The following is a 7,505-nucleotide window of genomic DNA, read 5'->3' on the forward strand; positions in this document are numbered from 1 at the left end:
CGCTTTCTTTGGCTTTTGCGGAAACGGGAGTGCGGGGGTGCAACGGGAGTGCGGGGGTGAAACAGGAGGGCGGGGGTGCAACGGAAGCGGGGGTGCAGCAGAAGGGCGGGAGTGCAGTCGCACCCCCGCCCCGGGTTGACGGACGGTCAGCCCGCCAGGGCCAGCCGCAGCGCGCCCGCCGCCTCGGCGGTGGCCTCGCGGAAGCGGTGCCCGATGCCGAGGAAGTTGACGTACCCGTGGATCAGGTCCGGCTGCCGGCTGAGCGCCACCGTCACGCCGGCCTCGCGGAGCCGGTGCGCGTAGGCCTCGCCCTCGTCGCGCAGCGGGTCGAAGCCGGCCGTGGCGACGTACGCCGGCGGCAGGCCGGTCAGGTCCTCGGCGAGGTGGGGCGAGATCCGCGGGTCCGTGCGGTCCACCCCGGCCGGTGCGTAGTGGTCGGCGAACCAGTCCATGTCCGAGCTGCTCAGGAAGAACCCGTCGGCGAACAGCTCGCGCGAGCGGCGCCGCACCGAGGCGTCGGTGGCCGGGTAGAGCAGCAGCTGGAAGGCCGGCGACGGGCCGCCGCGCCGGCAGGTGGTCTGCGCGACGACGGCCGCCAGGTTGCCGCCCGCGCTGTCCCCGCCGACCGCGATCCGGTCGGGGTCGGCGCCCAGCTCGGCGGCGTGCTTGTGGGCGTGGTCGAAGGCGGCCAGCGCGTCGTCCACCGCGGCCGGGAAGACGTGCTCGGGGGCCAGCCGGTACTCGACCGAGAGCACCCGCACGCCCGCGTGCCGGGCCAGGAACCGGGCGGTGTTGTCGTGGCTGGCCCGGCTGCCGACCACCCAGCCGCCGCCGTGGAAGAAGACCAGCAGCCCGGACGGCTCGGCGAGGCCCGCCGGTGCGTAGAGGGTGGCCGCCAGCTCGCCGTCCGGCGTCGGGATGCCGATCTCCCGGGTCGCCACCGGCTCGATCGGCGCGCCGCTGACCAGGTGCCGTCCCAGGTCGGTGGCGGCCCGCGAGACGGCCACGCCGCGCGGGTCCACCAGGTGGTTGCCGCCGATCCGCTGCAGCCGCAGCAGCAACTGGGCGTCCAGTGCGAGCTGCTGGCCGTCCAGCCGGACCGGTGCGCCGGCCAGCAGGCGGCGCAGCGGCCGCGGCAGCGCGTAGGCCGCGCGCACGGCGGAGGCCTGGGCCCGGATCGGGAACGGTATCGCGGTGGGCGTGCTGGCCATGCGTTCTCCGCTGGGTCTGCCGGGCCCGCGCGGGCGGGCGTGCCGAAGGACGGACCGGCCGGCGCGGGGCGCCGGCCGGTCCGGGGAACCTACCGGAGAGTAGCCTCCGCTGGGTAGGGGGCGTCGGCCGACGGCCGGTCAGTCCTGCTGCCGCGCCGCCTGCTCGGCGGCCGCCAGCCGGACGCAGACCGCCACGCCGCGCATCGCCGCGCGGACCTCGTCGACCGACGGGAAGCTCGGCGCCAGCCGGATGTGGCTGTCCTGCGGGTCCAGGCCGCCGGGGAAGGCCGCGCCGGCCGGGGTGAGCGCGATGCCGGCCTCCTTCGCCAGCCGCACCACCTCGCCCGCGCAGCCCTGCGGCACCTGGAGGCTGACGAAGTAACCGCCCAGCGGCGCGGTCCAGTCGGCGATGCCCAGCGGGCCCAGCTCGGCCTCCAGCACCTCGTGCACGGCCGCGAAGCGCGGGGCCAGCAGGTCCCGGTGGCGGTCCATGTGGTCCAGCACCGACTCCGCCGACGGGAAGAACCGGGCGTGGCGCAGCTGGTTCACCTTGTCCGGGCCGATGGTCTGGGCCGAGGCGAGCGCGGAGTACCAGGCGATGTTGGCGGCCGAGGAGCCGAAGAAGGCGACGCCCGCACCGGCGTGGGTGATCTTGGAGGTGGAGCCGAAGACGAACGCCCGGTCCGGGTTGCCCGCCTCGGCGCAGGCCTCCAGCACCGGCAGCAGCTCGACCCGCTCCTCGGTCAGGTGGTGCACCGCGTAGGCGTTGTCCCAGAACAGCCGGAAGTCGGGCGCGGCGGTCGGCATCGCGGCCAGCCGGCGGACCGTCCGCTCGCTGTAGGTCTCGCCGGTCGGGTTGCTGTACTTGGGCACGCACCAGATGCCCTTGATGCGCGGGTCGGCCGCGACCAGCCGCTCGACCTCGTCCATGTCCGGGCCCTCGCCGGTCAGCGCGACCGGGACCAGGGTGACGCCGAACCGGGCGGCCAGGGTGAAGTGCCGGTCGTAGCCGGGCACGGGGCACAGGAAGCGGACCTCCTCCTCGCGCGACCACGGCCGCTCGCCGCCCGGCAGGGTGGAGAACATCGCGTGCGCCAGCACGTCGTACATCACCTGGAGGCTGGCGTTGCCGCAGGCCAGCAGCTGGCCGGCGGGCACCTGGAGCAGCTCGGCGAAGACCTCGCGCAGCTCGGTCAGGCCGACCAGGCCGCCGTAGTTGCGGCAGTCGGTGCCGTCCGCGGCGCGCACCTCGCCCGGCTTCACGATCGTCAGCAGCTCGTCCGACAGGTCCAGCTGCTCGCCCGAGGGCTTGCCGCGGGTCAGGTCGAGGGCGAGCCCCTCGGCGAGCAGCGCCCGGTAGTCGGCGCGGGCGGCGTCGAGAGCCGGGACGGTCGGGGCGGACGGCGCGGGCATGACGGTCTCCTTCCCCGCGCACGCACCAGCGCGGGCGCGGGACGAATGCTGGGCGGACCCGAGCCTATCCGGTCGGCTCGGGCCCGCCGCGGCCCGTCTCGTTCCGTGGGCCGCCGCTGTCTCAGCCCGCCGTGTAGGGGGCGCCGGCCTGCTGCGCCGCGTACAGCAGGGCCGGGCGCAACTTCGGCCAGAAGTACGAGTCCTGGCAGGAGTACGGCGGCATGAAGCCGGAGCAGCCGCGGTTGTCGCTGTCGCCGGCCTCGATGGTGAAGGCGGCGGTGCCGAGCTTGTCGTAGATCCAGTCGTCGGTGCCGCCGGCCGCGTCGTAGAGGATCTCGCCGGCCTGGCCGGACTGGTAGCCGGTCATCGTGCCCAGGCGGCCGGCCAGGGCGCGCAGCGCGGCGTCGTTGCCGGTGTGCACGGTGTGGTCGTGCGCCCAGGGGAAGATCACCATGCCGGCGTCGCTGTGCATCGTGATCATGATGCCCCGGGTGTCGGCCGGGGCGGGGTCGCCGTCGCCCGGTCCGCGCACGGCCGGGTAGAGCTGGCGGAACAGGCCCTCCAGTGCCGTGTTCTCCACCTCGGAGTCGGCCTGCGGGCCCAGGTAGACCTCGGAGCACGGGTCGTCGGAGGTGCCGCTGGCGCCCCAGTGGCTGCCCGCGTTGCGGTTCAGGTCGACGCCGATCTGCCCGCCGGCGTCGCAGCCCGAGCCGTTGCCGTCGTCGGCGTTCTTGCGCTGGTAGGCGGGGTTGTCGCCGCCCTGGGCGACGATGTCCACGCCGTCCGGGTTGGCGATCGGCACCACCCACACCTCGGTGCTGTCCAGCAGCGCGGTGACCGCCGGGTCGGTGCCGTAGCCGCCGGTCAGGTAGTCGATCCAGCGCCAGGAGACCTCGCCGGTGGTGAGCTCGCGGGCGTGGATCTGGCTCATCAGGAAGAACCGCGGCTTGGGCGCGTGCGGGTCGAGCCGGCAGTCGTTCCCGGTCTGCTTGGTGAGGCAGATCGCCCGGAGGTCGTTGCCGCCCTGGCCGGCCTGCTTGCGCCAGGACTGCCCGTACGTCATGACCTGTGCCAGGTCAGGGTGTTGGGCGGCCACCCGGTCCAGGTGGGCGTAGTGGGCGGCGACGGTGCGGTACCCGCCGTCGTAGGTGTCGCCGTCGGCGAGCGCGGCGCGGTCGCGGTGCGCTCCGTCGGCGAGCCGCCGGTCCACCGCGGGGTGGAAGCCGAGCGCGGTCAGCCGGGCCCGGGTGGCGGTGTCGCCGAGCACGAACAGGTCGCTGCCGCTGCGGTGTTCGAGCAGGTCGAAGCCGTGGGCGAGCAGCCGCTCGCCGTCCTGCGGGTCGGCGGTGGTGATCCGGTAGACGAAGGTGGCGCGGGCGTCGGCGGTGCCGGCCCGGCTGGCGGCGGCCTGCGGCAGGGCGGGCAGCGCCAGGGCGCAGAGCACCGCGAGCGCGGCGGCGGCGCGCCGGCGGCGGGGGTGGGCAGGGGGCATGGTTCGGCCTCTCCGGTCGGTGGGGGGCGGTCCGGGGGCCGCCGGGACCGCCCGGGGGGCGGCGGTCCCGGCGGGGTCGGTCAGCCGGCCGTGGTGGTCCGGACGAAGTCCGCGAAGGCGGTCACGTTGGTGTAGATCGACGGGTTGACCGCGCAGGTCGCGTCGCCGCCGCTGCGGCTGGTGGCGCCGATCAGCTGCCAATCGCCGTTCACCCGGGCGATCGCGGGGCCGCCGGAGTCGCCGTAGCAGGCGCCCTGGTTGCTGCCGTCCGGGCCCTGCGGGTTGTTGACGCAGAGTTCGGAGCCGGCGTCGAAGCCCTCCGCGCAGCCGTCGGCGACCAGGCTGGTGTCGAGCTCCTTGAGCTGGTCGGGCCCGCCGTCGCCGCCCGGCTGCGGGGTCTCCTGGCCCCAGCCGAGCAGCCGGGTGGCGGTGCCGACCGGGGCGCTGTCGGCGATCCGGATCGGCGCGGCCTGGACCGGCGAGCTCAGCTGGAGCAGCGCGATGTCGTTGTTGGTGCTGTAGTTCGGGTGCACCACGATCCGGCTCAAGCCGGTCACCTCCCCGCCGCCGGTCCGGTCGGTGGACCCGACCCGCACGGTGAACTGGTCGGGCGTCGCCCCGGACACGCAGTGGGCGGCGGTCACCGCCCAGGTGGGCGAGATCAGCGAGGCGCCGCAGACGTGCGAGCCGTCCTGCTGCAGCGAGATCATGAAGGAGTAGGTCTGCGAGGCGGTGCCGCCGCCGACGATGTGCGGCAGCGGGTGGCCGGCCGGCGCCGCCGCGGCGCCGGTGGCGGGGACGGCGAGCGCGAGCGCGGTGGCCGCGGTGAGGGCGCCGAGCGCCTTGGGCAGGAACGGGGTGTGCGGGAGCGGGGTGCGCAAGGGGGAGTCCTCGTCCGGCGGCGCGCGGCCGCCTGTGGGGGAGGCCGGGTCGGGGCCGGCCGGGTGCGGGCAAGGGCTCGCCGGGCAGCCGTGGGGTTGGCGTGCACCTGACGAACGTGGCCCCAAGAGTGGCTCCTGACGGTGCGTCGGAGGAACCCGCCGGGCGACGGGGACGGCGTCCGCCGGTCGGTGGGTTGCTTTCCCGCTTGCGTTACGGGGCAAGTGTGTTGACGGGTCGTCCGGTGCCGGTTCCGACGCCGGTGGTCAGGCCGGTCCGGTGCTGGCCCGCGCCACCAGTTCCACCGGTAGCGACTCGGTCCGCAGCGGACCGACCGCCTCGTCCAGGATCAGCTCCATCGCCCGCTCGCCGGTCCGCTCCAGCGGCAGCCGGACGGTGCTGAGGGCCGGGTGCAGGTCCTGGGCGTAGGGCAGGTCGTCGAAGCCGACCACCGAGACGTCCCCGGGCACCGAGCGCCCCAGCTCGCTGCGCAGCGCGGCGAGCGCGCCGGCGGCCATCCCGTCGTTGAGGGCCAGCAGGGCGGTCAGGTCGGGGCGGCGGTGGAACAGCTCCAGGGTGGCCGCGCGCCCGCCCTCGCGGCTGAAGTCGCCCGCCGCCAGGTCGGCCGGGTCCAGCCCGGCGCCGCGGACCCGCAGCGCGTCCCGCACGCCCGCCAGCCGCTCGCGCACCGAGATCAGCTCGCCCGGCCCGGCGAGCACCCCGATCCGCCGGTGCCCCAGCCGCCACAGGTGGTCGAGCGCCAGCGCGGCGCCCGCGCGGTTGTCCGGGGTGACCGTGTCGGCCGCCACGCCGTGGTCGCCGACGCACGCGACCCGGCCGCCCTCGGCGGTGAACCCGGCCAGCTGCCGGCCGAGTTCGGCCACGAAGGCCGGGTCGGTGAACCCGCTGCCGGCCAGCAGCACGGCCCGGGCCCGCTGGGTGCGCAGCCTTACCAGGTACTCCAGCTCCAGACGGGGGCTGCGGAAGGTGGCGGCCACCATCACCATCAGGTCGTGCGCCCGGGCGGCCCGCATCACGCCGGTGGCGATCGCGCCGAAGTACGGGTCGGCCACGTCGTGCACGATCAGCCCGACCACCGAGGTGCGGGCGCGGGCGAGGGCCTGCGCGGGCGCGTTGGAGACGTAGGAGAGCGCGGCGGCGGACTCCTCCACCCGGCGGCGCAGTTCCGGACCCACCGAGCGTCCTGCGCTCCCGTGCAGCACCCTGGAGGCGGTGGCGATGGAGACGCCGGCGTGGTCGGCCACCTGTTGCAGAGTGACGCCGGGAGAGGAGGATCGTCGGGATCTCGCCATATCGACGGAGGGTACCGGCTACACGCCGAAGTTGATCGAATTCGGCTTGTCAGGTCTCTTCTCAGTTGCGGTGCAAGGGTCTTAGGATCACGTCCACCCAGGGGCCGGTGTCGTCCCCCGACCGGCCGTTCGTGCTGGTGGCGCCGCGTCCTCGTGCCTGTAGGAGGCTCTGTGCTGTCCAGCGAAGCCGACCCGATGACGGCCGGCGCCCCCCGAACGTTGAACGACGTCCCCGGCTGGTTCTGGCCGATCGACCAGCAGCTGTTCGGCTGGCTGCTCGCGCGGCAGACCAGGCTCGGCGTGACCGGCGACCTGCTGGAGCTCGGCAGCTACCTCGGCCGCAGCGCGATCCTGATCGGCCGCCACCTGCAGCCGGGCGAGCGGTTCACGGTCTGCGACCTGTTCGACTCCGAGGCTCCCGACGGGGAGAACGCGGCGGAGATGCACATGTCCTACCGCAAGACGCTCACCCGGGCCGCGTTCGAGCGCAACTACCTGGCCTTCCACCCCGAACTGCCGACCGTCGTGCAGGCGCCCACCTCGGTGCTGGCCGACGGGCGGATCCCGGCGGGCAGCTGCCGCTTCGTGCACATAGACGCCTCGCACCTGTACGAGCACGTGGCCGGCGACATCCGAACGGCGCAGCGGGCGCTCACCGAGGACGGCCTGGTGGTGCTGGACGACTTCCGGTCCCCGCACACCCCGGGCGTCGCGGCGGCGACCTGGGAGGCGGTCTTCACGCTGGGCCTGCGCCCGGTCGCGGTCACCCCGGAGAAGCTCTACGGCACCTGGGGCGACCCGGAGCCGCTGCAGCGCGAGCTGATGGAGCTGGGCGGCGACGTGGAGGACTGCTACCTGGACGTGGACGTGATCGCGGGCCACGACCTGGTCCGGCTCTCCGGGCGCGGTGTGGCCAAGCTGATGCCCCCCGAGGAGCCGGCCCCGGCCCCGACCCGGCCCGAGCGCCCGGCGGACCGCTCGGCGGCCCGCAAGCTGGTGCTGGACCTGATGCCGCCGATGGCCACCCGGGTGATCCGCCAGCGCCGCCAGCAGGCCCGTGAGCGGCGGCGCGCGCAGGGGCTGGAGGGGCCCGGCATGGAGGCGCGCGCCGCGGGCTGAGCCGGCCGGCGGGCGGTGCGCGGCGCCCGGTGCCGCCGGCGGCCGGGCCGCGGTGGTCGGTGCCGCGCCGGTCGGTGC

At 75.3% G+C, this 7,505-nt stretch carries 6 protein-coding genes; 1 reads left to right on the forward strand and 5 read right to left on the reverse strand.

Features of this window, described 5'->3' with window-relative positions:
* Positions 1 to 146: 146 nt before the first annotated feature.
* The 5 genes from ACFW1A_RS15775 to ACFW1A_RS15795 form a co-directional block, all read right to left on the reverse strand.
* Complete coding sequence (locus ACFW1A_RS15775) at positions 147 to 1,211, reverse strand: alpha/beta hydrolase (RefSeq protein ID WP_380409285.1); 1,065 nt, start codon at positions 1,209 to 1,211, stop codon at positions 147 to 149.
* A 138-nt stretch (positions 1,212 to 1,349) separates the two neighbouring features.
* Complete coding sequence (locus tag ACFW1A_RS15780; RefSeq protein ID WP_380409287.1) at positions 1,350 to 2,624, reverse strand: aminotransferase class I/II-fold pyridoxal phosphate-dependent enzyme; 1,275 nt, start codon at positions 2,622 to 2,624, stop codon at positions 1,350 to 1,352.
* A 121-nt stretch (positions 2,625 to 2,745) separates the two neighbouring features.
* On the reverse strand, positions 2,746 to 4,116 hold the full coding sequence (locus tag ACFW1A_RS15785; RefSeq protein ID WP_380409289.1) for a M14 family zinc carboxypeptidase: 1,371 nt from the start codon (positions 4,114 to 4,116) through the stop codon (positions 2,746 to 2,748).
* Positions 4,117 to 4,196: 80 nt separating this feature from the next.
* Positions 4,197 to 4,997, reverse strand: a complete 801-nt coding sequence (locus ACFW1A_RS15790; protein WP_380409291.1) for a S1 family peptidase — start codon at positions 4,995 to 4,997, stop codon at positions 4,197 to 4,199.
* 264 nt (positions 4,998 to 5,261) lie between these two features.
* Positions 5,262 to 6,260, reverse strand: a complete 999-nt coding sequence (locus tag ACFW1A_RS15795; RefSeq protein ID WP_380409293.1) for a LacI family DNA-binding transcriptional regulator — start codon at positions 6,258 to 6,260, stop codon at positions 5,262 to 5,264.
* Between the two features lie 243 nt (positions 6,261 to 6,503).
* On the opposite strand from ACFW1A_RS15795, the gene ACFW1A_RS15800 reads away from it, so the two are divergent.
* Positions 6,504 to 7,427 (forward strand): class I SAM-dependent methyltransferase, encoded by a 924-nt coding sequence (locus ACFW1A_RS15800; RefSeq protein ID WP_380409295.1) that lies wholly within the window; start codon positions 6,504 to 6,506, stop codon positions 7,425 to 7,427.
* Positions 7,428 to 7,505 lie beyond the last annotated feature (78 nt).

Origin of the sequence: Kitasatospora sp. NPDC058965, from assembly GCF_042741245.1 — a bacterium.
GTDB lineage: Bacteria > Actinomycetota > Actinomycetes > Streptomycetales > Streptomycetaceae > Kitasatospora.